Origin of the sequence: Streptomyces sp. NRRL F-5727 (assembly GCF_000719555.1) — a bacterium.
In the GTDB taxonomy this organism is placed as follows: domain Bacteria; phylum Actinomycetota; class Actinomycetes; order Streptomycetales; family Streptomycetaceae; genus Streptomyces.
The window spans coordinates 61,624-85,903 of sequence record NZ_JOGX01000057.1; the positions used below are offsets into that span (position 1 = coordinate 61,624).

A 24,280-nucleotide genomic window follows, 5' to 3' on the forward strand; every position below is an offset into this window, starting at 1 on the left:
TCGGTACAAAGGCCGGAACCCAGTCCTCCCAAGGGTTCCGGCCCCCCGGCCGGACGGCGGGAAAATTCCTCGGGAAAATTTGGAAACGGACATTCCGGGCTTAGCTGCGGTTCCCGCATATCGGACACCCGGCGATCGACCTACCGGTTGGTCGGTCCGGCACGGTCGTCGATCTTTCAATCATTGGCAGGTGTCCCGATCTGACCTCGCAATGCAAGGCGTTGATCGATCAGCTGAGCGGAGTCTGACCCTCCGGATAAGGAAACCGCAGCACTTAACGTCCTGTTCATGACTCAGGTGGAAGCACGGCCCCAGGCCGGAGACACGGTAAGGGGCGTTACTGCCCCGGGCGACACGCAGAACGTCCGCAAGAAGGGACTCGGCGGCAACAGCGTCGGCCTCTTCGGCAACGCGATCATCGGCATCTCGACCGTCGCCCCGGTCTACTGCCTGACCTCGACCCTCGGCTCCACCGCCGGCGAGGTCGGCCTCCAGATGCCCGCCGTCTTCCTCGCGGGCTTCCTCCCCATGCTCCTCGTCGCCTTCGCGTACCGGGAGCTCAACAAGGCCATGCCGGACTGCGGCACCTCCTTCACCTGGACCGTGAAGGCGTTCGGCCCCAAGATCGGCTGGATGTGCGGCTGGGGCCTGGTGATCGCCACGATCATCGTCCTCTCCAACCTGGCCGGCGTCGCCACCTCGTACTTCTGGCTCCTCGCGGGCGAGATCACCGGCAGCGAGTCCATCGCCGCCCTGGACGACAACAAGGCCGTCCACATCCTCACCTGCCTCACCCTGATCGCCGTCGCCACCGCGATCAGCTACCGCGGCATGACGGCCACCAAGGGCGTCCAGTACACCCTCGTCGGCCTCCAGCTCGTCGTCCTCGCCGTCTTCGTCGCCCTGGCCCTCTCGAAGGCCGGCTCCTTCGAGACCTCGGTCGACTTCTCCTGGTCCTGGATGAACCCCTTCGCGGTCCAGTCCTTCGCCGCCTTCACCGCCGGCCTCTCCCTCTCGATCTTCATGTACTGGGGCTGGGACGCCTGCATGGCGACCAACGAGGAGACCGTCGGCAGCGCCAAGACCCCCGGCCGCGCCGCGCTCATCGCGATGGTCGTCCTGGTCGGCTCCTACCTCGCCACCGGCATCGCCGCGCAGATGGCCGTCGGCTCCGGCGACCAGGGCCTCGGCCTCGCCAACCCGGAGACCTCCGACAACGTCTTCGCCGCCCTCGCCGGCCCGGTCATGGGCCCCGCCCTCGGCGTCCTCCTCTTCGTCGCCGTCCTGGCCTCGGCCGCCGCGAGCCTCCAGACCACCTTCATCCCGGTCGCCCGCACGGTCCTCGCCATGTCCACGTACGAGGCCCTGCCGAAGTCCTTCACCAAGGTCCACCCCGTCTTCAAGACCCCCGGCAAGGCCACGATCGTGGCCGGCATCGCCACCGGCGTCTTCTACACGGTGATGACCCTGGTCAGCGAGCACGTCCTGGTCGACACCATCTACGCCCTCGGCCTGATGATCTGCTTCTACTACGCGCTGACCGCCTTCGCCTGCGTCTGGTACTTCCGCGCCGAGCTCTTCCGCTCCTTCCGCGACCTCGCCTTCAAGGGCCTCATGCCGCTCCTCGGCGGCCTGATGCTCACAGCGGTCTTCGCCAAGACGCTCTACGACATGTGGGACCCGGCCTACGGCTCCGGCTCCGCCGTCCTCGGCGTCGGCTCGGTCTTCGTCATCGGCGTCGGCCTGCTCGTCCTCGGCGTGGTCATCATGCTGGTCATGCAGCGCCGCAGCCCCGCCTTCTTCCGCGGCGAGGTCCTCACCAAGGAGACCCCGTCCCTGGTGGTCGCCGACTGACCCGGCACCACGCACACACCTGAGTCACCAGAACGCGAAGGCGGCGGGCCCGTGGGGGGTCCCGCCGCCTTCGTCGTGCTCCGGGTTCAGTGCCGCCCGGGCAGCAGCTTCTCCACCGCCGCGTTGGCGGCCGGCATGTCGGCGGCCTGGGCGGGCTTGGCCTTCGGGGTCAGGACGCCGCTCAGCGGGACGACCGACGGGAGGTTGAGGCCGCCCGTGTCGGCGGCGGCGGTGCCGGCGGAGGCGAGGGCGCCGGTGGCGGCGACGGCGGTCAGGGCGGCTGCGGTGAGGATCCTCTTCATGACCGCTCCAACGGGGACCGGGCGGCGGCGGTTACGAGGCCACTCCTACGATCACGCCATGAGCGAGCGGAACGGGAGCGGGAACGGCGGCGCGAACGGCGGCGGGGACTGGCGGCTGCGGCCCGGCCGGGCCGAGGACGTCGAGGCCGTCGCCGAGCTGCGGGCCGTCGTGATGCGCGGCGACCTGGAGCGGCTCGGGCGGTACGACGAGCGGCGGGTCCGGCAGCGGCTGCGGGACGGGTTCTCGGCCGCGTACACCTCGGTGATCGAGACCCCCGACCTTCCGCTCGCCGGCTGCGTCACCCTCCGTCCGGAGGGGACGGGCCTCCATCTGGAGCACTTCTACCTCGCCCCTGGCCTCCAGGGACGCGGGCTCGGCACGGCCGTCCTGCGGCACCTGCTCGACCGCGCCGACGCGGCGGGGGAGACCGTCCGGCTCTCCGTGCTCCGGGGCAGCGCCGCCCGCCGCCTCTACGAGCGGATGGGATTCACCCGGGAGGCGGAGGACGATGTGGACGTGTACATGGTCAGGCAGCCGGCGCCTCCGCGATGAGGGCGGTCGCGACCGTGCGGAAGCCGAGGCGGGCGTAGAGGCGCTCCACGTCCGCGTCCGAGGCCGTCAGGAATACCAGGCCGGCCCCGCGCGCCCGGGCGTCCGCGACCAGCGCGGCGGTCACCGCGAGGCCCAGACCCCGGCGCCGGGCCTCCGGGCGGGTGCCGACGCCGACGACCTCCGCCACCTCCCCGACGGGCTGCACCTGGCCGCCCGCCAGGGCCTCCCCGCTCGCCGCGTCGAAGCCGGCGGCGAGGACCGTCAGACCGGCGGCGATCCGGGCGGCGACCCGGGCCGCGTCACCGGGGCCCGGGGCCGCGCCGAAGGCCGCGTACGGGGCGGCGACGGCCGCCGGCAGCTCCGGATCGTCCGCGCCGAGGGTCCGCACGTACGCCCCCGCCGGCTCCGGTACGGCGAGCGGTTCGCCGTCCAGGACCATCAGCGGATGCGCGTGCACCACGAGCCCGCTCTCCTCCACGGCGGCCCGCAGCCCCGGCGTCGTCTCCGCCACCCACTCGAACGCCTCCGGCACCTCCAGCTCCCGCTGCCGGGCCCGCACCCGCTCCACGGCGGCCACCGGCACCGGCCCCTCGTGCCCGAGCGCGGGCCGCGCGTAGAAGGGCCAGCCGTCGGCGCCCTCGCGCACGAACAGGGTCAGCGGCCCGAAGTCCTCCCCGCGGGCGGAGGAACGGGGCACGGCGTCGTAGTACGTCTCGATTCGGTTCAGCACGCGCGCCACGGTAGGCCCGGCGGTCGAGACCGGCACCCGGATTTCGTCCCGCGCCCACGACAGCCGTCCGGCCCCTCGGAATCCCGCGCCGCAGCCCCTACCGTGCCGTCATGCGGATCTCGACCACGATCTTCCTGACCGACGAGACCATCTCGCCCGTGCGGCTCGCCCGCGAGCTGGAGGCGCGCGGCTTCGCCGGGCTCTATCTGCCCGAGCACACCCACATCCCCGTCTCCCGGGAGACCGAGCACCCGGCGGGCGGCCGGGCCGCCCGCGAGTACGAGCGGACCCTGGACCCCTACGTCGCCCTCGCCCAGGCCGCCGCCGTCACCGAACGGCTCGCGCTCGGCACCGGCATCACCCTGCTCGCCCAGCACGACCCGATCGCCCTGGCCAAGCAGATCGCCACCCTCGACCACCTCTCCGGCGGCCGCTTCACCCTCGGCCTCGGCTACGGCTGGAACCGCGAGGAGGCCGCCGACCACAACGTCGCCTGGACCACCCGCCGTGACCTCGTGCACGACCGGCTGGCCCTGATGAGGGCCCTGTGGGCCCCCGAACCCACCGCTTACGAAGGCGAGTTCGGGTACTCCGTCCGGGCCTCGGAAGCCTGGCCCAAACCGGCCGGCAGCGCGCCCCGGATCCTCCTCGGCGGAGCCGCGGGACCGAAGCTGTTCCGGGCGGTCGCGGAGCGGGCGGACGGCTGGATGCCGATCGGCGGCCGCGGCCTGACCGAGTCCCTCCCGGTGCTGCGCCGGGCCTGGGAGGAGGCGGGCCGCGACCCGAAGTCCCTCCAGGTCGTCCCGTACGCCGTCCTCCCCACCCCCGGCAAACTCGCCCACTACGCCGACCTCGGCTGCGAGGAGACCGTCCTCCAGCTGCCCCCGGCGCCCGAGCCGGAGGTCCTGCGCGTCCTGGACGCGTACGCGGAGCACCTGGGGTGACGGACGGGCGCCGAGGTGCGGGGACCCCGGCCCGGCGCCGGGGCTCCCGCTCGTATGCTCGGGGCATGACGGACCACCAGACCGGCCCGGAGGCCGACCAGCAGGGGGCTGCCCCCACCAGGAACTCGATGCGGCGGGCTCTGCGGCGGGCGCGGGACGGGGTCGCGCTCGACGTGGGCGAGGCGGCGGTGCTGCTGCGGGCGCGCGGCGAGGACCTGGACGAGCTGGTCGGGGTGGCGGGGCGGGTGCGGGACGCCGGGCTCGAGGCGGCCGGGCGGCCGGGGGTGATCACGTACTCGAAGAGCGTGTTCATACCCCTGACGCGGCTGTGCCGGGACAAGTGCCACTACTGCACCTTCGTCACCGTGCCGGGGAAGCTGCGGCGGGACGGGCACGGGATGTTCATGTCGCCGGACGAGATCCTCGACATCGCCCGGCGGGGTGCCGAACTCGGCTGCAAGGAAGCGCTCATCACGCTCGGCGACAAGCCGGAGGAGCGGTGGCCGGAGGCGCGGGAGTGGCTGGACGCGCACGGGTACGACGACACCCTGGCGTACGTGCGGGCGATGTCGGTGCGGATCCTGGAGGAGACCGGACTGCTGCCGCACCTCAACCCGGGCGTGCTGTCGTGGACGGACTTCCAGCGGCTGAAGCCGGTCGCGCCGTCGATGGGCATGATGCTGGAGACCACCGCCACCCGGCTGTGGTCCGAGCCCGGCGGTCCGCACCACGGCTCGCCCGACAAGGAACCGGCCGTGCGGCTGCGGGTCCTGGAGGACGCGGGGCGGTCGTCCGTGCCGTTCACCTCGGGGCTGCTCCTCGGGATCGGGGAGACGTACGAGGAGCGGGCCGAGTCGCTGTTCGCGCTGCGGCGCGTGGCGCGGGCGTACCACGGCGTCCAGGAGCTGATCATCCAGAACTTCCGGGCCAAGCCGGACACGGCGATGCGCTCGATGCCCGACGCCGAGCTGGACGACCTGGTCGCGGCGGTGGCCGTGGCCCGGCTGATCATGGGCCCCTCGGCGTGTCTCCAGGCGCCGCCGAACCTGGTGGACGCCGAGTACGGGCGGCTGATCGCGGCCGGCATCGACGACTGGGGCGGGGTCTCGCCGCTGACCATCGACCACGTCAACCCCGAGCGGCCCTGGCCGCGGATCGACGAGCTCGCCGCCCACTCCCGCGCCGCCGGTTTCGAGCTGCGGGAACGGCTCTGCGTCTACCCGGAGTTCGTCAAGCGCGGCGAGCCGTGGCTGGACCCGCGGATCGTGCCGCACGTGCGTGCCCTCGCCGACCCCGAGACCGGCCTCGCCGACCCGGACGCGGTCGTGCGCGGCCTGCCGTGGCAGGAGCCGGACGAGACCTTCACCGCCGCGGGAGCCGGCACCGGCCGCACCGACCTGCACGCCACCATCGACACCGAGGGCCGCACCGGGGACCGGCGCGACGACTTCGACGAGGTGTACGGCGACTGGGAGGCGCTGCGGGAGGCCGCCGCGCCCGGCATGCTGCCCGAGCGGATCGACGCCGACGTGCGCGAGGCGCTGGCCGTCGCCGCCGACGACCCGACGCGGCTCACCGACCCGCAGGCCCTCGCGCTGCTGCACGCCGACGGCCCGGCCCTCGACGCGCTGTGCGCGGTCGCCGACGACGTCCGGAAGTCGGTCTCCGGCGACGAGGTGACGTACATCGTCACCCGGAACATCAACTTCACCAACGTCTGCTACACCGGCTGCCGCTTCTGCGCCTTCGCCCAGCGCCGCACCGACGCCGACGCGTACACCCTCTCCCTCGGCCAGGTCGCCGACCGCGCCCAGCAGGCGTGGGACGTCGGCGCGGTCGAGGTCTGCATGCAGGGCGGCATCCACCCCGACCTGCCCGGCACCGCGTACTTCGACATCGCCCGGGCCGTCAAGGAGCGGGTCCCCGGCATGCACGTGCACGCCTTCTCGCCCATGGAGGTCGTCAACGGCGCCACCCGCACCGGCCTGTCCATCCGCGAGTGGCTGACGGCGGCGAAGGAGGCCGGGCTCGACTCGATCCCCGGCACCGCCGCGGAGATCCTCGACGACGAGGTCCGCTGGGTGCTGACCAAGGGCAAGCTGCCCACCGCCACCTGGATCGAGGTGATCACGACCGCGCACGAGCTGGGCATCCGGTCGTCCTCGACGATGATGTACGGGCACGTCGACCAGCCCCGCCACTGGCTCGGCCACCTCCGCACCCTCGCCGGGATCCAGCAGCGGACCGGCGGCTTCACGGAGTTCGTGACCCTCCCCTTCATCCACACCAACGCGCCCGTCTACCTCGCCGGCATCGCCCGCCCCGGCCCGACGGTCCGCGACAACCGCGCCGTGACCGCCATGGCCCGGCTCCTGCTCCACCCCCACATCCCCAACATCCAGACGAGCTGGGTGAAGCTGGGCGCGGAGGGCGCGGCGGAGATGCTGCGGTCGGGCGCCAACGACCTCGGCGGCACGCTGATGGAGGAGACCATCTCGCGGATGGCGGGGTCGAGTTACGGCTCGTACCGCTCCATCCGCGACCTGGAGGCGATCGCCGAGGCGGCCGGACGCCCGTCCCGGCCGCGCACCACCCTCTACGGCGAGGTCCCCGCCGAACGCCGGGCGGCCGCCCGCGCCTCCGACGGGCACCTGCCGGAGCTGCTGCCGGTGGTGGAGGGCTGAGCTTCGGGCGCGCCGTGAAGCTCGGGTGAACTGTGGTCAAAAGCGGCCTGAAGGGCGTCCGATCACATAAGTCTCCGCACCCCGAACGGACACACCCGGTCGATTAGAGTGCTGCGGAGACCGGTGAGAGAGCGGGACCTCGGACGGGGGAGGGCACGTCGTGACCACCACTGCCGCGGCCGTGTGGGGCCGCACCGAACAGCAGGACTTCCGCTCGCGCGTCCGCGGCTGTCTGCTCGGCGCGGCCGTCGGCGACGCGTTCGGCGCGGGCGCGCACGACCGGACGCTTCAGGAGCTCCGTGCGGCGCACGGCGACGCGGGCCTCACCGAACCCCCGGACGGCACCCTGCCCGTCACCGCCGCCACCCAGATGAGCCTCTTCACCGTCGACGGCCTCATCCGCGCCCACGTCCACCGCGACAGCGGCGTCTGGCACCCGCCCACCGACGTCCACCGCGCCCAGCTGCGCTGGGCCGCCACCCAGCGCGACTGGGGCCCCGACGAACGGCGCCGCGACAACGGCTGGCTCGGCCGCCAGGAGTGGCTCTACGCCCGCCGCCGGCCGCCCCGCGCCTGCCTCACCGGCCTCGGCGACGACCGGCTCGGCACCCTCGACCAGCCCAAGAACCCCGACGCCGGCGACTCCGGCGCGCTCGCCCGCTCCGCCCCCTTCGGCCTCCTCGTCGGCTGGGAGCCGCAGCTCGTCTGCCAGCTGGCCGTCGAGTGCGCCGCCCAGACGCACGGCGCGCCCGCCGCCACGCTGGCCGCCGGCGCGCTCGCCGTGACCGTCCACGGGGTGGCCCGCGGCGCCTCCGTCGAGGCCGCCGCCGGAACGGCCCTGGGCCTGCTGGCCGCCCGCCCCGGCCACGAACCGGTCACCGAGGCCCTGACCCGCGCCCTCGGAGCCGTACGCGAGGGCGTCCCCGACGCGGACCGGGTCACCGCCCTCGGGGCGGGCGAGGACACCGCGGAGGGACAGCTGGCGGCGGCCGTCTACTGCGCCCTCGTCGGCGAGGACGTCCGCCACGGACTCCGCCTCGCCGCCAACCACGACGGCCCCTCCGCCGTGACCGCCGCGGTCACCGGCGCGCTCCTCGGCGCCCAGCACGGCGAGACGTCCCTCCCGCCGGCCTGGCTGGCGGCCCTCGAAGGCCGCGGCACGGTCCTGGAACTGGCCGACGACCTGGCCATGGAGCTCACCCAGGCGGCCACCCTCCACACCCCCACCTGGCACACCCGCTACCCGACGGGGTGACCGCGCGGGTCACCGCATCACCTCCCCCGCGTTCACCAGCAGCGACTGCCCCGTGATCGCCCGCGCCCGCGCCGAGGCGAGGAAGGCGACCGCGTCGGCCACGTCCGCGTCCGTGGCGAGGTCCGGGAGGGCGGTCCGGGAGGTGAGGCGGGCCAGGACCGCCGCTTCCGCCACGCCCTCCGTCCGGGCCGTGAAGCGGACGAACGCCTCCACCGGCGGGCCCCACATCCAGCCCGGCAGCACCGTGTTGACCCGGATCCGGTCGGGGCCCAGCTCCCGCGCCAGCGAGTACATCGCCGAGGTCAGCGCGCCCTTGGACGCGGCGTACGCGGCCTGCTGCACCTGGGTGGGCGCGGCGACGGCCGACTGGGTGCCGATGAGGACGACCGAGCCGCCCCCGCCCGCCCGCAGCGCCGGCAGGCACGCCCGGGTCATCCGCAGCGTGCCGAGCAGGTTGACGTCGAGGACGCGCTGCCAGGTGGCGAAGTCGGCGTCGGCGAGGCCGCCGAAGTACGAGTCCCAGGCGGCGACGTGGACGACCGCGTCGATCCCGCCGAAGCGTTCGACGGCGAGCGCGGCCAGCGCCTCGCACTGCCGCTCGTCGGTGATGTCGGTGGCGCGGTGCGCGGTGCGCCCGCCCGCCGGGTCGATCGCGGCGGCCGACGTGGCGAGGTTGGCCTCGGTGCGGGCGCCGAGGACCGCGTTGCCCCCGTCGCGCACCACCGCCTCCGCGACCCGGTGGCCGAGTCCGGTCCCGACGCCCGACACGACGACCGTCTTGCCCTGGAGCAGCATCCGGGTGCCTCCCGCCTCTGGTCACTGATCTGACGGTCCGTCAGAGTAGGTGGCCCGAGCCGCACTGGGAAGGGAGACGACGGAGGATGAGCGACGCCGAGACGTACGGGGAGCTGGCCGCCCACGGGCCGTACGGGGTCCGCCCCGGCCACGCCCTGATCACCATGGTGGAGCCGCACCCGGGCCACGAGTACGCGTACAACCGCTGGTACGAGGACGACCACTACTACGCCGGCGCGATGGCGATGCCCTGGATGTTCGCGGGCCGCCGCTGGGTCGCCACCCGCGACCTCCAGGAGCTGCGGACGCCCGAGAAGTCCGCCGTCGCGCAGCCCGTCACCGCCGGCTGCTACCTCTCCACGTACTGGATCACCGACGGCCGCTACGACGCGCACATGAAGTGGACCGTCGCCATCAACAAGCGCCTCAACCGCGACGCCCGCGTCTACCACGACCGCACCCACGTCTTCACGTCCTTCCAGGACCACGAGACGACGGTGTACCGGGACGGCGCGGCCGGTCCGCGCGACTTCCACGCCCTCGACCACCCCTACGCGGGCCTGGTCCTCCAGGTCGTGGACTGCGCCGGCCCGGCGGAGCGCGCCGCGCTCCTGGAGCGGCTGGCCGCCCGCGAACTCCCGCGCCGGCTGGCCGGTTCACCGGCGGCGATGGTGACCGTCTTCCGCCCGACGCCGCTGCCCGGCGACCGCATGACGTACGTGAAGCAGGTGGAGGGCGTCGACACCCGGCTCACCCTGCTCTGGTTCCTGGAGCGGGACCCGCGCGACTGCTGGGCGGAGCACTTCGCGGACCTCGACGGTCTCGGGGGAGGGGAGGGGCGGGTCGAACTGGTGGCGCCGTTCGTCCCGACCGTACCGGGGACGGACCGGTACGTGGACCAGCTGAGGTGACGGAGCCCGGCCGGGCCCGGGGCTCGGTCCGGGTCGGCGTCTCGGTCCGGGTTGGGGTCTCGGTCCGGGTTGGGGTCTCGGTCCGGGCCTGGGTCCCGGTCCGGGGCCTGGGTCCCGGTCCGGGGTCGGGTCCCGGTCCGGGTTCGGGTCCCGGTCCGGGTTCGGACCCGGACATGAGAGAGCCCTCTCGGCCAGGACGGCGGACCGGACGAGAGGGCGGCTCCACTGATGGTGCCTGCGGTGCGGCGAGGCTCAGAGGGCCCCGTCGCTCACCTGGCCGACGAAGGCGTTCCACGAGCCCGGTCCGAAAGAGAGCGACGGACCCTCGGGCGCCTTGGAGTCGCGGACGGCGATGGCGGCGACGACCGGGGACTTCACCTCGACGCAGGCGCCGTTGCCGCCCGAGTAGGAGGACTTGGTCCAGTTGTCGGTGGCACCCTGGATGATGGCCATGATGTGCTCAGCTCCGGTTCTGCCCGAGGGGCGTGAGAGTCGGTGCCGGCGTGATCTCCACCGGCCTGATCGACGCTACTCGCCGGTCCCGAGCGGCGGGACCGGCGTTCACACGACCGGGTGACATATGCCAACTGAGCTTCCTGTGGGCCGAGTCGGTGGTGTACCGTTTCCGCCCCCAGTGGTTCAGACCTGTCGGGGCGCGCCCTCCCTGCCGGACCTGTCCGCACCTGCCTGACCTGCCCGGACCGTCCCGGACCGTCCCGACTGCCCGCGGCGGCCGCGGGCCGCCGCGCCGGGCCGTCAGCCCTGGGCGTACCCCTTCGCGATGTCGGCCACGAACTCCCGCGTCTGCTCCACGCCCAGCGCCTGCGCCCGCAGGTGCTCGTACATGAAGCTGTACTTCGACACGTCCGGCCCCTTCTCCAGGTACAGGTCGCTCGTCACCCCCTCGATGTAGACGACGCTGGAGTCGGAGGCGTCCGGGAACTCCAGGATCGAGTACTGGCCGCTGATGCCCGGGTGCGCGCCCGTGTCGAAGGGCAGCACCTGCACCGTCACGTGCGGCAGGTGCGACTGCTCGACGAGGTGCTCCAGCTGCTCGACCATCACCTGCCGGTTGCCGACGACCCGGCGCAGCGCGGCCTCGTCGATGACCGCCCACAGGCGCAGCGGACGCTCCTCGTCGCGGATCCGGTCCTGTCGGCGGGTGCGGACGGTGGCCCGCTTCTCGATGTCCGCCGGCGTCGACTCGGGGAGCGCGCCGGAGATGACGGCGGTGGCGTACGCGCGGGTCTGGAGCAGGCCGGGGATGATCTGCGGCTCGTAGACGCGCAGGCTCTGCGCGTCCGTCTCCAGGCCGATGTAGACGCTGTACGGGATGTCGCCGAAGGCGTGCCACCAGCCCTGCTGCCGGGAGTCCTTGGCCATCTGCATGAGGGAGTTGACCATGGCCTCGTCCTCGACCTCGTACACCCCGCACAGGTCGCGCACGTCGCGCTGGCTGATGGAGCGGCGGCCGTTCTCGAGGCGGCTGATCTTGGACTGGGAGACGAGGAGGCGCTCGGCGACCTGCTCGGCCGTCATGCCCTTGCCCTCGCGGAGCTTGCGCAGCTCCTGGCCCAATCGGCGTCGCCTGACGGTGGGGTTGACACTGGACGCCACGGGAACTGCACCTCCGGCTGCTGTCTGCGATGCGTAGCTGTGAGTATCTACTGCTTGGCAGACTGCCACCAAAGGTGTGGCGTGCGCTGGGAAAACGCGACAACGACCGTGCGGGTGCTCGGATTCGACGCGGATGTGCGGGACGCCCGAGGGCGTCCCGCACACCTCTGTGCGGCTCCCGGAGGGTACGTGTGCGTGGTGCGTGTACGCCGCGCGGTGCGGGGGCGTACGGGTGTCGCGGGTGTTGCGGGTGCGTACGGTGGTGCGCCCGCCTCAGTGGGCGGCGGCGCGGGCCATGCTGCCCCGCGGCTGGGCGGGGACGCCCTGACCGCTCCGGCGCGGCTGTGCGGCCGCGCCGTTCTGGACGTCCATGACGGCGTGCGCCACCAGACCGCCCATGGGGTCGTGCCGGATCAGGTCGCGCAGCCGGGACCGCGACGACCGTCCTTCGTTGCCGGGGTACAGGTGCTTGCCGAGACCGACCGCGTGGGCCAGTGCGGCGAGCGCCGCGGTCCGCGGGTCCGGTGGTACGCCGGTGCGGATCGCACTGTCCAGCCGGGCCCTGATCTCCCGGCTGATCGCCGTGTCCGTCGCCTGGTAGCGAGTCGTCGGCAGCACCCCGCACATCTGGCCCTCCACGGCATGCACCATGCCGCATCGCTCCAGATGCGAGAGATACGTCTGGCGGAGCCCCAGCCGGGGCCCGCCGATCCAGTGGACGGCCCGGACCGGACTGCCGCGCCTGCGCAGCAGTTCCAGTGCGGAGTCCAGAGTCGGATCTCCGGTCGGCCGTGGCATCACCACGGCGATACGATCCCCGTCAGGGGCTATCCGTCCTGCCAGAGCCAGCTCCACTAGCTGTGCTCCGGCAAGGCCCAGATCGAGCGACTGCGGCTGCGCTGTGGTACCCGTGGCCGGGTCCAGAGCGAGCAGCAGAAGCTCCTCCGGAATGGTTCTGCGGCTCCTGCCCATCCATGCCTCCCCGCGTGGATGAATGACAGGGTGACCCCTCTCACATTCATCTGTCGAGAGTGCCTGGGTGGTTCGTCCGGGAACCAGTAGGTATGTCGTTCTCGTCTAGCACGGGAGCCAAGGGGTTCACACAGGACACTGGTAGACGGTTCGGACGTACGTATGACGCATGGAGGAGGCACGGTGGCGGGCGAGTCCCCCGACAGGGCGGAGCAGCAGGGGTCGTCGGAGGGGAAGACGACGGCGGCGCCGCCGACGGTTGCGTCCTCGGGGACCCCGGCGTCCACGGTGTCCGCGCCGGACCGGGTGGACCAGCCGACGGCGGTCTTCAAGACCCTGGCGCCGCGCACCCCGGAGGACGACGCGGCGAAGCCGGCCGACGAGCCCGCCGCGGACCCCCGCGGCGAGGGCGACCGTCTGAAGCAGGCCGTGGCGGCGTGGGTCGCGACGGCGGCGCCGGAGGAGGCCGAGGGCGAGGCCGAGGACGCCGGCGATGACGCGGCCGAGGGCGAGGGCGCGGACGACGTCGCGGACGACGCCGTGGACGGTCCTGCGGACGCCGGGGCCGAGCACGAGGCGCCCGAGTCCTCCGCGGAGGCCGAGGAGCCCGCTGCCGGGCCCGAGAAGCCCTCGGCGGCCTCCGAGGCCGGCCGGGACGCCGTCGAGGCGCCGAAGGCGGCGGAGCCGTCCTGGTTCGCCGCGAAGAAGCCGGCGGAGCCGGAGACCCCGAAGGCCGAGACGCCGAAGACGGACGCTCCGAAGACGGACGCTCCGAAGACGGACGCTCCGAAGGCGGACGCTCCGAAGGCGAACGCTCCGAAGGCCGGGGCTCCGAAGACGGAGACGGCCGAGCCGGAGGCCGTCGCGCCCACGCCCAGGGCCGGGGAGCCGGTCGACCAGCCCACCACCATGTTCCGGGCCGTCCGTCCGCCGGCCGGGCCCGCCGTGGACCAGCCGACGACCGCGTTCAAGCTGCCGCGCGACGCCGCAGGCCGCGACGCCGCAGGCCGCGACTCCGCAGGCCGCGACGCCGCAGGCCGCGACTCCGACAGCGAGCGGACGAGCACCTTCGTACCGCTCCGCCCGGACATCCCGGCCGAGCGGAAGACGCCCTCCGCCGCCACCCCTGCCCCCGCCGCCGAAAAGCCGACCGCCGCCGCTCCCGCCGCCGCGCAGGCGCCCCGGCCGACCCCGGCGAAGGCCGCCGTGCCCTCGCCCGCCTCGGCCTCCGCCACCGCCCCGGCCCCCGTCCTCGGCGAGCCCGAGCGCACCCGGCAGCAGCCGCTTCCGCCGCTGCCCCCGCTCGACCTGCTGGCCGAGCTGACGAACACCCCGCCCCCGCCGCCGAACGCCTGGCGCACGACCCTGCGCCGGGTCCGCATCTGGACCCCGCTGGTCCTGCTCCTCCTGATCGTCTTTGCGATCGTGCAGATGGTCCGGCCGCTGCCGGCGCCCGCGCTGAAGCTCTCCGGCGCGGCGTCGTACACCTTCGAGGGCGGCCCGCTCCAGATGCCGTGGCCGAACGAGGGACAGGGCGCGGTGGAGGTCGAGGGCGTCGGCTCCATGGGCACGTGGGGCGCGCAGAAGCCGGCCCCGATCGCGTCCGTGACGAAGACGATGACCGCGTACGTGATCCTGCGCGACCACCCGATCAAGGGGAAGGCGGAGGGCCCCGAGATCACCGTCGACAAGAAGGCCGCCGACCAGGCGAAGGCGGTGCACGAGTCGACGGCGCCCGTGAAGGAGGGCCAGACCTACACGGAGAAGGAGCTCCTCCAGCTCCTGATGATCCCGTCGGCCAACAACGTGGCCCGGCTGCTCGCGCGCTGGGACGCCGGCTCGGAGCAGGCGTTCGTCGACAAGATGAACGCCGCCGCCAAGGAGCTGGGCATGACGCAGTCCCGGTACACGGACCCGTCCGGCCTGCTCGACTCCACCGTCTCGACCCCGCGGGACCAGCTGAAGCTGGCGAAGGCGGTCATGAGGTTCGACGTGTTCCGCGAGATCGTGGACATGCCGAACGCCACCATCGAGGGCGTCGGCTACATCGAGAACAACAACAGCCGGCTGCTGCTCAAGGACGGCGTCACCGGCATCAAGACCGGCTCCTCCACCCCGGCCGGCGGCAATCTGCTCTGGTCGGCGAACACGATCGTCGACGGCGAGGTCCGCCGCATCCTGGGCATCGTGATGGGCGCGCAGAACGCCGAGCGGCTCAACGACAAGCTGGAGCTGTCGCTGGACTACAGCTACGAGCTGATCAAGAAGGCCCAGGACGACGTCACCTCCGCGACCGTCGTCAAGAAGGGCCAGGTCGTCGGCTACATCGACGACGGCCTGGGCGGCCGGACGCCCGTCGTGGCCACGAAGGAGCTCAAGGCGGTCGGCTGGCCGGGCCTCAAGGTCCGGCTGGCGCTCACCGACGGCGGCAAGGCCGTCCCGCACTCCGGCAAGGCCGGGGACGTCGTCGGCACCGTCTCGATCGGCACGGGCACCGGGAAGGTCAGCGCCCCGGTGGCGCTCGAGACCGACCTGGTGGAGCCCGGCTTCGACAAGAAGCTGACCCGGGTGGGCTGACGCGCGGGCCGCACGGCCGGCTGACCTGATCGGGTGGGCGCCCCGGACGACCGGGGCGCCCTGCTGTTAGCGTCTTCGGGGGACGAGACGCGACACGCGAAGCCGCGCGGGACGCGAGACGGGCAGAGGGAAGCAGCACGGGAAAGGGCCGCAGTGACCACCGCCGAGCCGACACGCGCGGGCCGCAGCACGCCCGCCGCGCCCCTCTCCGCAGGGGAGTCCGCACAGGACGCCCACCCCCCGTCCGCACCGACCACCACTGACGGTTCACCCTCGCGAATAGTGCTCCCGAACCAGCGCTCCGCCCCCGAGCGGACCACGCCCCCGACGCCGCCGTCGCCGCCCCCGCCGCGCCGGCGCAAGCGCCGCTACCCGGTGATGGTGGCGACGGGCGTCGCCGCGCTCCTCCACATCGTGTGGTTCTTCTACTTCGCGAACAGCGGCGGCGACCTCGCGGCGCAGGACGCCTGGGCCGAGTTCGTCGGACGGCACCCGGACTCCGCGTACAACCTGGCCTGGTACGGCGGCATGCACCCGGTCTCGTACAGCGTGGTCTCGCCGTACGTGATGTCGGTGCTCGGCGTCCGCTCGACCATGATGATCGCGGGGACGCTCTCCGCCGCCCTGACCGCGCTGATCCTGGTGCGGGTCCCGGCCGTCCGGAACCCCATGGCGTGCTCCCTCGCGGGCGTCTTCGCCTTCCTCTGCAACGCGCTGTCGGGCCGGGTGACCTTCGGGCTCGGCATGATGTTCGCGCTCGGCGCGGTCGCCGCCGTCTTCTGCTGGCCGCACCGCTGGCGCCGCAAGCGCTGGGCGAAGGCGGCCGTGGCGGTGCCGCTGTCCGGGCTCGCGACGGCGTGCAGCCCGGTCGCCGGCCTGTTCCTCGGCGTCGTGGCCGCGGCGCTCTTCCTCAACAAGCGGCGCCCGGGAGCGTACGCGGTCGGCCTCGCCCCGGTGGCGATCGTCGCCCTCTCCTCCTGGCTCTTCCCCTTCTCCGGCACCCAGCCGATGGCCTTCGCCTCGACGGCGCTGCCGCTGGCCTTCGGGATCCTCGTTCTCGTCCTGGTGCCGAGGGACTGGCTCACGGTCCGCACCGCCGCCGCCTGCTACACCGTCGGCACCTTCCTGACCTGGCTGATCGACTCCCAGATCGGCTCGAACATCTCGCGGCTCCCGATGCTCTTCGCGGGCGTGGCGCTGCTGGCCGCCCTGCCGTACACGCGCCCGCGCTCGCGCCGCTGGTACGCGCTGGTCGTCGCCTTCCTCGGGCTGAACTTCTGGATCGGCTTCAAGGGCGTCGACGACGTGATCCGCACCCGCCCCGACGCCTCCTGGGCCTTCGAGGTGGCGCCGCTGATCAACCAGCTCCAGGTGCGGGACGCCCGCAAGGCGCGGGTCGAGGTCGTGCCGGCCTCCAGCCACCGCGAGTCCTCGGCGCTCAGCCCGTACATCAACCTGGCGCGCGGCTGGAACCGCCAGGCGGACATGGAGCGCAACCCGCTCTTCTACGACGACACCCTCAACGCCGTGAACTACCGCGAGTGGCTGCACCGCTGGTCCGTCCGGTACGTCGTCCTCCCGACCGGTGCCCCCGACTCCGGCGCGGAGCAGGAGGCGGAGCTCGTCGCGCAGGGCCTGCCGTACCTGAGCCAGGTGTGGGCCGACGCGAACTGGCGGCTGTACGAGGTCGCCGACGCCACGCCGCTCGCGGACGCCCCGGCCCAGGTCGAGCGCGCCGCCGAGAACGAGGTCGTCCTCCGCCTCGACCGCCCGGCCCGGATCAAGATCCGCGTGCCGTGGTCGCCCTGGCTGGCGCTGATGGACGAGAACGGCGGCAAGCTGGAGCCCCCGCAGGAGACGGAGGCGTCCAAGCTGGCGCGGGAGGAGTCCGAGACGGAGATCCCGAAGGTCTTCGCCAACGAGCACGGCTGCCTGCTGAAGGCGGAGCCGGACGAGGAGGGCGACGAGTGGACGGAGCTGATCGCCCCCAAGGCCGGTACGTACCGCCTGGCGGCCCCGTACAAGCTCTTCCCGCGCGGCACGGCCTGCCCGGAGGAACTCCGCTGACGCCCCGGCGACCCTGACGGTCACTCGTCCCCGACGGTCACTCGTCCCCGACGGTCACTCGTCCCCGACGGTCACTCATAAGGAGGGTGAACGCCCGGGAAGGCTGCGACCCGGTGGACTCCGGGCCTAGGGTCGTCCCATGCGGCAGGAACCAACTGAATCGGGGACGGCGGACGTGACGGACGCGGGAGACGCGGCGGACGCGGGAGACGTGGCGACGGACGTGAGGCCCGAAGACCCCTCGCCGCCGCCCTCCGCCTCCCGGCCGCCGAAGCGCCGCCGCCTCTCCCCCTGGGTGGAGTACCCCCTGCTGGCCGCGGTCGCCCTGGTGCTGGCCTTCCTGATCAAGACCTTCCTGGTGCAGGCGTTCCTGATCCCCTCGGGCTCCATGCAGAACACCCTCCAGGAGGACGACCGGGTCCTGGTCGACAAGCTCACCCCCTGGTTCGGCTCGGAGCCCGACCGCGGCGAGGTCGTCGTCTTCCGCGACCCCGCCGACTGGCTCGCCGGCCACGAACTGAAGCCCCCCAGCACCACCCAGAAGGTCCTCGGCTTCGTCGGCCTGATGCCCGCCGCCGGCGAACAGCACCTGATCAAGCGCGTCGTCGGCGTGGCCGGCGACACGGTCGAATGCCAGGGCACGGGCCCGGTCAAGCTCAACGGCAAGCCGCTGGACGAACCGTACGTCTACGAGGGCAACACCCCCTGCAGCACCGACGCCGGCGGCCAGTTCAAGATCACCGTCCCGGCCGGCCACCTGTGGGTGATGGGCGACCACCGCCAGCACTCCCAGGACTCCCGCTACCACCAGAACGACGGCCGCGGCGGCATGGTCCCCCTCACCGACGTGGTGGGCCGCGCCATCGTCGTCGCCTGGCCCCTCCCCAACTGGTCCACCCTCCCGGTCCCGGACACCTTCGAGAACCAGGACTGACAAGCGCAGAAAGAGAGCCCCGGATGGCCATCATCGTCACCTTCGACTTCCCCGGCGCCGGCCACGACCTCTACGACACGGTCATCCACCGCGTCACCGCCGGCCAAGGCTTCACCCGCTTCGAGGACGTGTCGAACCCGGGCCTCATCTCCCACGTCGCCGGCCCGGTCGACGGAGGCTTCCGCGTGACCGAGGTCTGGGAAAGCCCGGAAGCCCTCGAATCCCACGCCAAGACCTTCGCCCCCATCCTCGCCGACCTCGGCTACGCCGACGCCCAGCCGACCATCACCCCGGCCCACAACGTCGTGGTCAGCTGACCCACCCCACCCCACCCCGCGAACCCAGAAGGACCCCTACCGATCCCGGTAGGGGTCCTCCTGTTCAGTGCCCCGGCAGGATTCGAACCTGCGACAACCGCTTTAGGAGTTCGATCAGTGCTCGGCACCGCCATCCGTGCAGAGCCACCTAGGGGCGCTGGCGTCCGAGGCCGTTGATGTCACCTGTGGATGTCAGAACGGTGCAACCATGCGCGCTCGCTGGCACGATGATCCCATGGTTGACCTGGAGCGAATCAAGGTGGAGAGCATGGCGTACTTCCGATCCCTTGACGAAGGGGCCACCATGCGGCACCACTTCCGCCACGTCGACGAGGACGGCGGCTTGTGGTACTTCGAGGCCGTACCCGACCGCGGCGAGTTGGTCGCCATCAAGCAGGCCGAGCTGACTCCGGCCGGCGTGCTTCACCGGTACAGCTGGGAGTGCCTGGAGGACGCGCACGGATTCCTGACGGACCAAGCGATCGACCCGGAAGAGGACCCGCTGGAAGCCATCCCGGCCGAAGAGTTCCACCGGGTGTGGACGCGGTGAGTTTGCTGGACAACCACTTTAGGAGAGTGGGAAGGCGCGCTTGGGCCTGACCTGCACAGTTGCGGCATTGGCCGATCCGCTCAGCAGGGTCCCTGGACGCCCTTCGTTCCCCGTGAGTCCCCGCACGATCTGGCACGGATGTGGCACGGGGACCTCTTCGTCCCGAAGTAACTCGGGCGGTGGTGCTTGCTTGGGCTGCTGTGTCTCCCACCTGCGCTGATGGTCCGCATGCGCTCGTACTCGTCCGCCCGTTGTTCGCCGGCGTTGTCACGCAGTTAGACACTCAGCCTGCCGATCCTGAGAGTCCGGCCACCGACTCAGAGATCTGGCGCGCCAACTCCTCAACGACCTGAGGCACGACGCGTTGGGCACCCTCGTCTTGCAGGGCTTCGACAAGCGCTTGATGGACCACTGGGAACGACTGCCCCGCGTGTGACGCACGGGTCTGGTTAACCGCTCGCTCGATCTTGGCAAGATGGGCTGCCACGATCGGCATCGCCTTCTCGTACTCACTGGGGTCCGTGGCCATGAGCTCAGCCGATCAGCATGCATCGATCGAGTCAAGGCCGGCACCGAGTCGTCTGTAGCCCTTTGATCCGTAGCCCTAGCGAGGCCGGTCAATGACAGTCGATTCAACCTCTTTACGGCCCCGCCAGGGTGCTGTCAGTCAGCCACGGTTGCGGTGGTTGCGGTACACGGCTGCTGTACCGCCGCCAGCCACAGTGGCCACGAGTGCCAAAGCGTTCACGTACGCGCTGACGGTCTCTGCGGCCGCTGGCCACAGAACAAGCACAATGACGATCACTGTGATCAGTCCGCTGATCCGACCAGGGTTTGACTCCTGGCCACACTGCGCCAAACTCGACATGGAATCTCCTAGGTTCCAGCTCGCCTCGGCCGGCCTGTGCGTTTCCTAGGCCCACTTGGCCGGCGGGCGCGAGCAGCTGAGGTTCCATCATGGACCCATCACACGGCTGCCACTTCAAGTGGCATCAAGAGCCCTTCAACTTCCTTTGCAAGTGCGATCACTTGCTGTGAAAGTCCGGAACTGTACACCAAGGGAAATCCCCTTGAGCATCTTTACAACGTGCTGTTGTAAAGAGATCAAAGGTTCACCCCTGCTGTCAGCAGAGATGTACGCGCAGACCTGTGACCTATCCAGCGGCGCGCGAGGGGGGCTCGCCTCGGATTCCCTCGGGCTTCGAGTGGCCTCCAGGCTGGCGGTAGCTTTCGTGTGCGGCAGTAAGCGCGCGCACGCCTCCCGCTTAGTGACAAGTGTCACATGAGGGCGAGGAGAGCCCGCGGCCCTGAACCGTCTCACGGCACCTTTGCCGCCACGCGCCCCAACTCCCATCCCGTCTGCCGTCGACCCACACACCGTGGAGCAGGCCCGGTGCCGTGTCTGCTCGGCTCTGCCCGGGTCGACGGCAGACGGGATGGGAGTCCCCACCTCCACACCCCACTGGCCGGCACCCGCCCGCGGGGCCCTCCCATCCCGGAGTCGGAGCGCCCCCGCCGGAGGCATCGTCTTGAGCCGCACTTGCGTACCGCCTCGGCCGCGTCGTGGTCCGTCGCCCATCAACCCGAGCTGTCAGGCGTGCGGCCGGCGGTCGGGCTGGAGCGGGGCGGAGACAGGGGCGCAGGCCCGGGCGACGGGCCGCGCCTCGCGCGGCGGGTGCCTTGATGAGGTAGGGAAATCTGTAACAGCTGCCCCTGGGCGGGCCTTCAGGTGGTGGGCTTGCGGAGCTTGCCTTCGCCGTCTCGGATCAGGTGGCGACGTACCCGTGCTGGGACAGGCGGTCGTGGGCATCGCGCATGTCGGCGGGGGTCTGATGGCCTGATCATGAATCCCTGGTCTGCGCAGATCAGGCACTCGCTGCTGGGCTCCGACGAGCATGTCGACGACCAGGCGGGCGGGAGCTGGCGCACTACCTGGAGCACTTCACCGCCGCCGGGCAGAACGGCCGCGTCTTCCAGGGGCCCCGCGGTGGGCTGCTTCGGCGGAGCAACTTCCGCGACGACTGGACGACCGCCCGCGCGGAGGCCGGCGTCTCCGGTGGCGTGCACTTCCACGATCTTCGCCACACCGGAAACACTCTCGCCTCCAGCGCCGGGGCGAGCACGCGGGAGCTGATGACGCGGATGGGGCACAGTACGACCTGGGCCGCGCTGATCCATCAACACATGACGAGTGACCGTGATCAGCACATCGCGGGGAAGCTCGGGGAGATGATCCGCCGGGCCCGTGGGGAGGGTGATCCGTCGCCTTCTGGCACGTAGGTGGCACGGACGCGATCATGCGAAAGGGCCAGCTCCAGGGGAGAAGTCCCTGTGAGCTGGCCCTTCGGCTTGTGCCCCCGGCAGGATTCGAACCTGCGACACCCGCTTTAGGAGTGGGATCGAATCCGTGCCGGGTAGTGCTCCGCCTTGCCGCAGGGCACTGTTCTGCCTGATCAACGCCCTGCGGCGTCGTACTCCATCCGGCTTGTGATGCCCTGTGCTGGCCCGTCTGCTCACGCATCGCGCACGCACGCTAGGCCGGTCGGGAACCTAGTCGCCGGGAGCTCGGCCATACATCGAACAGCTGAGGCTTGCCGCTGCGGACTCGCTCGTAGCAACACCCGCCATTGGAGCTGATGGTAGCCCGGCATGGCCGGGCGACTCCCAGTCGTAACCTCGATGACAGCTGCTTTCCGCTGGGGCTCCGAACGCGTCGACGTGTGGAGGCCATGGAGCGCATAGCCCCGTTGCGAGGCCCCGCGGCGCGTCACCGACACTGCTCGGCAAGCTCGTCAGCGGCCAGTGCGCCGCCTCCGCCCGGCTCCCTGGGCCACCTTCGAGGAACTGGTCGTTATCACCATCCCGAGCCTGTTGAGCAGGTTGCAACGTACAGAGATTTACGGCAGCATCGCTAGCCGGGTCGGATAGGCGGCCTGTTCCGGCACTGCGCTGCCCCGTTTGCAGTGCCAACAGAGGGACGAAGAAGCCAGCGCTGCACCTGTCGTGGTTGAAACCTGCTCTTGCACGCCCAAACTCGGGCGTACCGATCAGTTTTCGAGTGTTCAGGGGCGGCAGCGCTCGAGGACGGATCGCACTATGGCCGCTGGTGGTCGCCTCACCCGCCTTGCCCGCACCCGAAGCTGCTACTCCGGGGAGCCGTTCCAATATGCCTCGGAAGCCCTTCGGGTCCATCGCCATGTTCCATTGCTCCCGGACGCTCACGGCGGACAAGCACTCCTCGAAGCCCAGGTGATGAAGGAGCTTGGCCGCGGAGGGGAATGGTGGGCACATCCGGTCGGAATCGCTGGCATGCGTCTGACGCCTGGACAATCCGTGGTGGTCCTCGACAGTCACAGTGGGTCCCTTCCTGGCCGGAAGTTCCCGATGGCCGACTATGCGCTGGCGCATCTGCTTCCGTCTGCAGAACCCGGCGTCCAGGTCAGTGGTGTGACGCGGCTGCGTGTCGTTGCAGTACGGGGCGCAGATCTTCATCTCGAATTGGCTGGCACCGAAAGTCGATTGGTCCTGAGGGGAGCCCCGGGTACCCGCTGGCATCTCTTGCTCGCACAACGAAGGCGCGACCTGGAAGAGGGTGGCTTCGTTCCCTTGTGGGGTGTGACCGGGCCGTCGCCCTACGAGCTGGAGGACGAGCGGCAGTTCGCCTCACTCATGCAATCGGGTCGGGATCTGGCGTGGCTCGGCTCAGGACTCCTTCGCCGCATCGCGATCTTCCAGAACTTCAGCACTGCCTACTCGACTCGAGCTTGGATCACCGGGGATGAGTGGATCTTCGAGCTGGATACGCATCGCGACGTACCCCTCAAACATGACGCGTTTCTCGACCGCCTTATGGACGATGTCTGGGGTCTGCCACTGAGGATCAGGCGCTGCTACTGCGACTGCAGTCTGCAGGGGACGGCGCGGGGCTATCAGTGCACGTTCTACCTGGAGCACCAGAGCCCCGACGTGCGAGGGGTGATGCAGATCCGTTTCAGGTGGGGGGACACTGTCTACGGCGACGATGTTCGGCAGAGGCTGGAAGACCTCAACGCCAATCGAGACTGGCTCGACAGAGTGCTGCCCCGCCGCACCGATCGGGCTAGTGGCCCGGCTGTCCGGAAGGACGGAGCCCGATGAACTGGGACAGCCTTGCCCTGTTGATCCTGGCCCTTTCGGGTGCCTTGAGCCTGCTGCTGTCGCAGGCCCGCGATGTCTTGGCGAAGACGGCAGAGGTCATCCATGCCTGGCGTGAAATTCAGCAGAGCCTGCGGGCAGAGGACAGGCCGCCGAGTCGGCAGGACCTGCCGCGTGATTGAGGCGACTAATCGCCGGCGGGCAGAGGTGGCCTTGTCGGTGCCCTTCTGGAGAACGCCGTTTAGGGCGGCTACGTCTTCACCACCGCCAGCGGTCGGCCCGTCGAGCCGCGAAACGTGTACCGGTCCTTTACCCGCGTCGTCGCCACCGCCGGCCTCCGCGTGATCCGGCTGCACGACGCCCGGCACGGTACCGAGACCCTGCTCACCGCCGCCAGCGTCCCGCCCCGCGTCGTGATGGAGATCCTCGGACACAGCCAGATCAGCATCACGATGGACGTGTACACGCACGTCGTCCAGGACACGCAGCGTGAGGCGATCAGCCACATGGACCGGCTGCTCAAGAGGCGGGCCGTCCGCCTTTGACTTTGGAAGTGGATGGCGAAGGGTATTTCCTGCCTCAAGAGGCGCCCTTCGCCGGCTGGGAAGCGGCGGGCTCCTCGTAAGCTGAGCGTCACTCGTGAACCGGGCTGTCAGGCGACCGGCCGTAAGGCCGGCTCGTACTCGGCGCGGAGGGCCATGACTCGCTCGCAAACCATGGGGCTGCGCATGCCGCGCGGGTGAGATCGAGGCCGCCATCCTGCGGGTGGCAGCCTTCTGTGCCCACCGGCGTGCCGTCTCCCCCGAGGCTCGTTCCTGCTGCGTGCTACGGCTGCGGCCACCATCCTGGCGACGGCGGCTGTTCCACACCGGCGCGCAGCGTGAGGGGCGCACCGGCCGGCTGCTCAAGGTCGCTCCTGTTGATGTCAGCCGTAGATGTCAAAGACCCCCTACCAAGATCGGTAGGGGGTCTTCGCGCTGGTGCCCCCGGCAGGATTCGAACCTGCGACACCCGCTTTAGGAGAGCGGTGCTCTATCCCCTGAGCTACGGAGGCGGGGCCGGGGACAGCCTAGCGGATGGGGGG

Annotated in this window: 21 protein-coding genes, 1 tRNA gene and 1 pseudogene; 15 read left to right on the forward strand and 8 right to left on the reverse strand. The window is 71.3% G+C overall.

The genetic code is table 11. The features are described 5' to 3' along the window. Positions 1-288: 288 nt before the first annotated feature. Complete coding sequence (locus IF73_RS0129515) at positions 289-1,854, forward strand: APC family permease (protein WP_031013462.1); 1,566 nt, start codon at positions 289-291, stop codon at positions 1,852-1,854. Between the two features lie 86 nt (positions 1,855-1,940). On the opposite strand, the gene IF73_RS0129520 is transcribed toward IF73_RS0129515, so the two are convergent. Further along, a complete protein-coding gene (locus tag IF73_RS0129520; protein WP_031013463.1) occupies positions 1,941-2,156 on the reverse strand; it encodes a hypothetical protein in 216 nt (71 codons plus the stop codon). Between the two features lie 58 nt (positions 2,157-2,214). Between IF73_RS0129520 and IF73_RS0129525 the strand changes: the two genes are divergently transcribed. After that, positions 2,215-2,709, forward strand: coding sequence for a GNAT family N-acetyltransferase (locus IF73_RS0129525; protein WP_051717422.1), 495 nt, complete (start codon positions 2,215-2,217; stop codon positions 2,707-2,709). Here IF73_RS0129525 and IF73_RS0129530 read toward each other — a convergent pair. Beyond that, positions 2,684-3,448: a GNAT family N-acetyltransferase gene (locus IF73_RS0129530; protein ID WP_031013467.1), complete on the reverse strand. Its 765-nt coding sequence runs from the start codon at positions 3,446-3,448 to the stop codon at positions 2,684-2,686. The two genes, IF73_RS0129525 and IF73_RS0129530, sit on opposite strands and share 26 nt — an antisense overlap. A 101-nt stretch (positions 3,449-3,549) precedes the next feature. On the opposite strand from IF73_RS0129530, the gene IF73_RS0129535 reads away from it, so the two are divergent. The 3 genes from IF73_RS0129535 to IF73_RS0129545 all read left to right on the forward strand — a co-directional run bounded on the left by IF73_RS0129535 (position 3,550) and on the right by IF73_RS0129545 (position 8,322). Beyond that, positions 3,550-4,383 carry a TIGR03619 family F420-dependent LLM class oxidoreductase gene (locus tag IF73_RS0129535; protein ID WP_031013468.1) on the forward strand — a complete coding sequence of 278 codons (834 nt, stop codon included), beginning with the start codon at positions 3,550-3,552 and terminating at the stop codon, positions 4,381-4,383. Between the two features lie 65 nt (positions 4,384-4,448). Further along, the gene (locus tag IF73_RS0129540; RefSeq protein WP_031013469.1) at positions 4,449-7,067 is read left to right on the forward strand and encodes a bifunctional FO biosynthesis protein CofGH; all 2,619 of its coding nucleotides are present in this window, start codon (positions 4,449-4,451) and stop codon (positions 7,065-7,067) included. Positions 7,068-7,227: 160 nt separating this feature from the next. Continuing rightward, the gene (locus tag IF73_RS0129545) at positions 7,228-8,322 is read left to right on the forward strand and encodes an ADP-ribosylglycohydrolase family protein (protein WP_031013470.1); all 1,095 of its coding nucleotides are present in this window, start codon (positions 7,228-7,230) and stop codon (positions 8,320-8,322) included. Between the two features lie 9 nt (positions 8,323-8,331). Here IF73_RS0129545 and IF73_RS0129550 read toward each other — a convergent pair whose 3' ends face one another. Then, positions 8,332-9,117: an SDR family oxidoreductase gene (locus IF73_RS0129550; RefSeq protein WP_031013471.1), complete on the reverse strand. Its 786-nt coding sequence runs from the start codon at positions 9,115-9,117 to the stop codon at positions 8,332-8,334. Between the two features lie 86 nt (positions 9,118-9,203). Between IF73_RS0129550 and IF73_RS0129555 the strand changes: the two genes are divergently transcribed. Next, positions 9,204-10,028, forward strand: a complete 825-nt coding sequence (locus IF73_RS0129555; protein ID WP_031013473.1) for a hypothetical protein — start codon at positions 9,204-9,206, stop codon at positions 10,026-10,028. Between the two features lie 252 nt (positions 10,029-10,280). On the opposite strand, the gene IF73_RS0129560 is transcribed toward IF73_RS0129555, so the two are convergent. The 3 genes from IF73_RS0129560 to IF73_RS0129570 all read right to left on the reverse strand — a co-directional run bounded on the left by IF73_RS0129560 (position 10,281) and on the right by IF73_RS0129570 (position 12,617). Further along, positions 10,281-10,481 (reverse strand): DUF397 domain-containing protein, encoded by a 201-nt coding sequence (locus tag IF73_RS0129560; protein ID WP_031013475.1) that lies wholly within the window; start codon positions 10,479-10,481, stop codon positions 10,281-10,283. Positions 10,482-10,784: 303 nt separating this feature from the next. After that, the gene (locus IF73_RS0129565) at positions 10,785-11,645 is read right to left on the reverse strand and encodes a helix-turn-helix domain-containing protein (RefSeq protein ID WP_031013477.1); all 861 of its coding nucleotides are present in this window, start codon (positions 11,643-11,645) and stop codon (positions 10,785-10,787) included. Between the two features lie 273 nt (positions 11,646-11,918). Then, positions 11,919-12,617 (reverse strand): GOLPH3/VPS74 family protein, encoded by a 699-nt coding sequence (locus IF73_RS0129570; RefSeq protein ID WP_031013478.1) that lies wholly within the window; start codon positions 12,615-12,617, stop codon positions 11,919-11,921. Between the two features lie 183 nt (positions 12,618-12,800). Between IF73_RS0129570 and IF73_RS0129575 the strand changes: the two genes are divergently transcribed. From IF73_RS0129575 to IF73_RS0129595, 5 genes are all read left to right on the forward strand, one after another. Then, positions 12,801-15,194: a D-alanyl-D-alanine carboxypeptidase gene (locus IF73_RS0129575; protein WP_031013479.1), complete on the forward strand. Its 2,394-nt coding sequence runs from the start codon at positions 12,801-12,803 to the stop codon at positions 15,192-15,194. A 153-nt stretch (positions 15,195-15,347) separates the two neighbouring features. Continuing rightward, complete coding sequence (locus IF73_RS0129580) at positions 15,348-17,261, forward strand: hypothetical protein (protein WP_078868313.1); 1,914 nt, start codon at positions 15,348-15,350, stop codon at positions 17,259-17,261. A gap of 139 nt (positions 17,262-17,400) precedes the next feature. Further along, entirely contained in the window at positions 17,401-18,195 is a 795-nt protein-coding gene (gene lepB / locus IF73_RS0129585) for a signal peptidase I (protein ID WP_078868314.1), read from the forward strand. Between the two features lie 23 nt (positions 18,196-18,218). Beyond that, positions 18,219-18,512, forward strand: a complete 294-nt coding sequence (locus IF73_RS0129590; protein WP_031013484.1) for a hypothetical protein — start codon at positions 18,219-18,221, stop codon at positions 18,510-18,512. Between the two features lie 235 nt (positions 18,513-18,747). After that, positions 18,748-19,062 (forward strand): hypothetical protein, encoded by a 315-nt coding sequence (locus tag IF73_RS0129595; protein WP_031013485.1) that lies wholly within the window; start codon positions 18,748-18,750, stop codon positions 19,060-19,062. A gap of 283 nt (positions 19,063-19,345) precedes the next feature. Here the strand turns inward: IF73_RS0129595 and IF73_RS0129600 are convergent, their stop codons facing one another. After that, positions 19,346-19,591: a hypothetical protein gene (locus IF73_RS0129600; RefSeq protein ID WP_031013487.1), complete on the reverse strand. Its 246-nt coding sequence runs from the start codon at positions 19,589-19,591 to the stop codon at positions 19,346-19,348. 1,403 nt (positions 19,592-20,994) lie between these two features. On the opposite strand from IF73_RS0129600, the gene IF73_RS39865 reads away from it, so the two are divergent. The 4 genes and pseudogenes from IF73_RS39865 to IF73_RS0129620 form a co-directional block, all read left to right on the forward strand. Further along, complete coding sequence (locus IF73_RS39865; protein WP_267883600.1) at positions 20,995-21,342, forward strand: tyrosine-type recombinase/integrase; 348 nt, start codon at positions 20,995-20,997, stop codon at positions 21,340-21,342. 1,104 nt (positions 21,343-22,446) lie between these two features. Further along, entirely contained in the window at positions 22,447-23,199 is a 753-nt protein-coding gene (locus IF73_RS0129610) for a hypothetical protein (RefSeq protein ID WP_158822170.1), read from the forward strand. Then, positions 23,196-23,378, forward strand: a complete 183-nt coding sequence (locus tag IF73_RS0129615) for a hypothetical protein (protein WP_030623264.1) — start codon at positions 23,196-23,198, stop codon at positions 23,376-23,378. The genes IF73_RS0129610 and IF73_RS0129615 overlap by 4 nt, the downstream gene beginning before the upstream one ends. Before the next feature lie 66 nt (positions 23,379-23,444). After that, a pseudogene (locus IF73_RS0129620) lies at positions 23,445-23,741 on the forward strand (tyrosine-type recombinase/integrase); the annotation flags it as partial. Between the two features lie 433 nt (positions 23,742-24,174). Here IF73_RS0129620 and IF73_RS0129625 read toward each other — a convergent pair. Continuing rightward, positions 24,175-24,250 (reverse strand) — tRNA-Arg (locus tag IF73_RS0129625). Positions 24,251-24,280 lie beyond the last annotated feature (30 nt).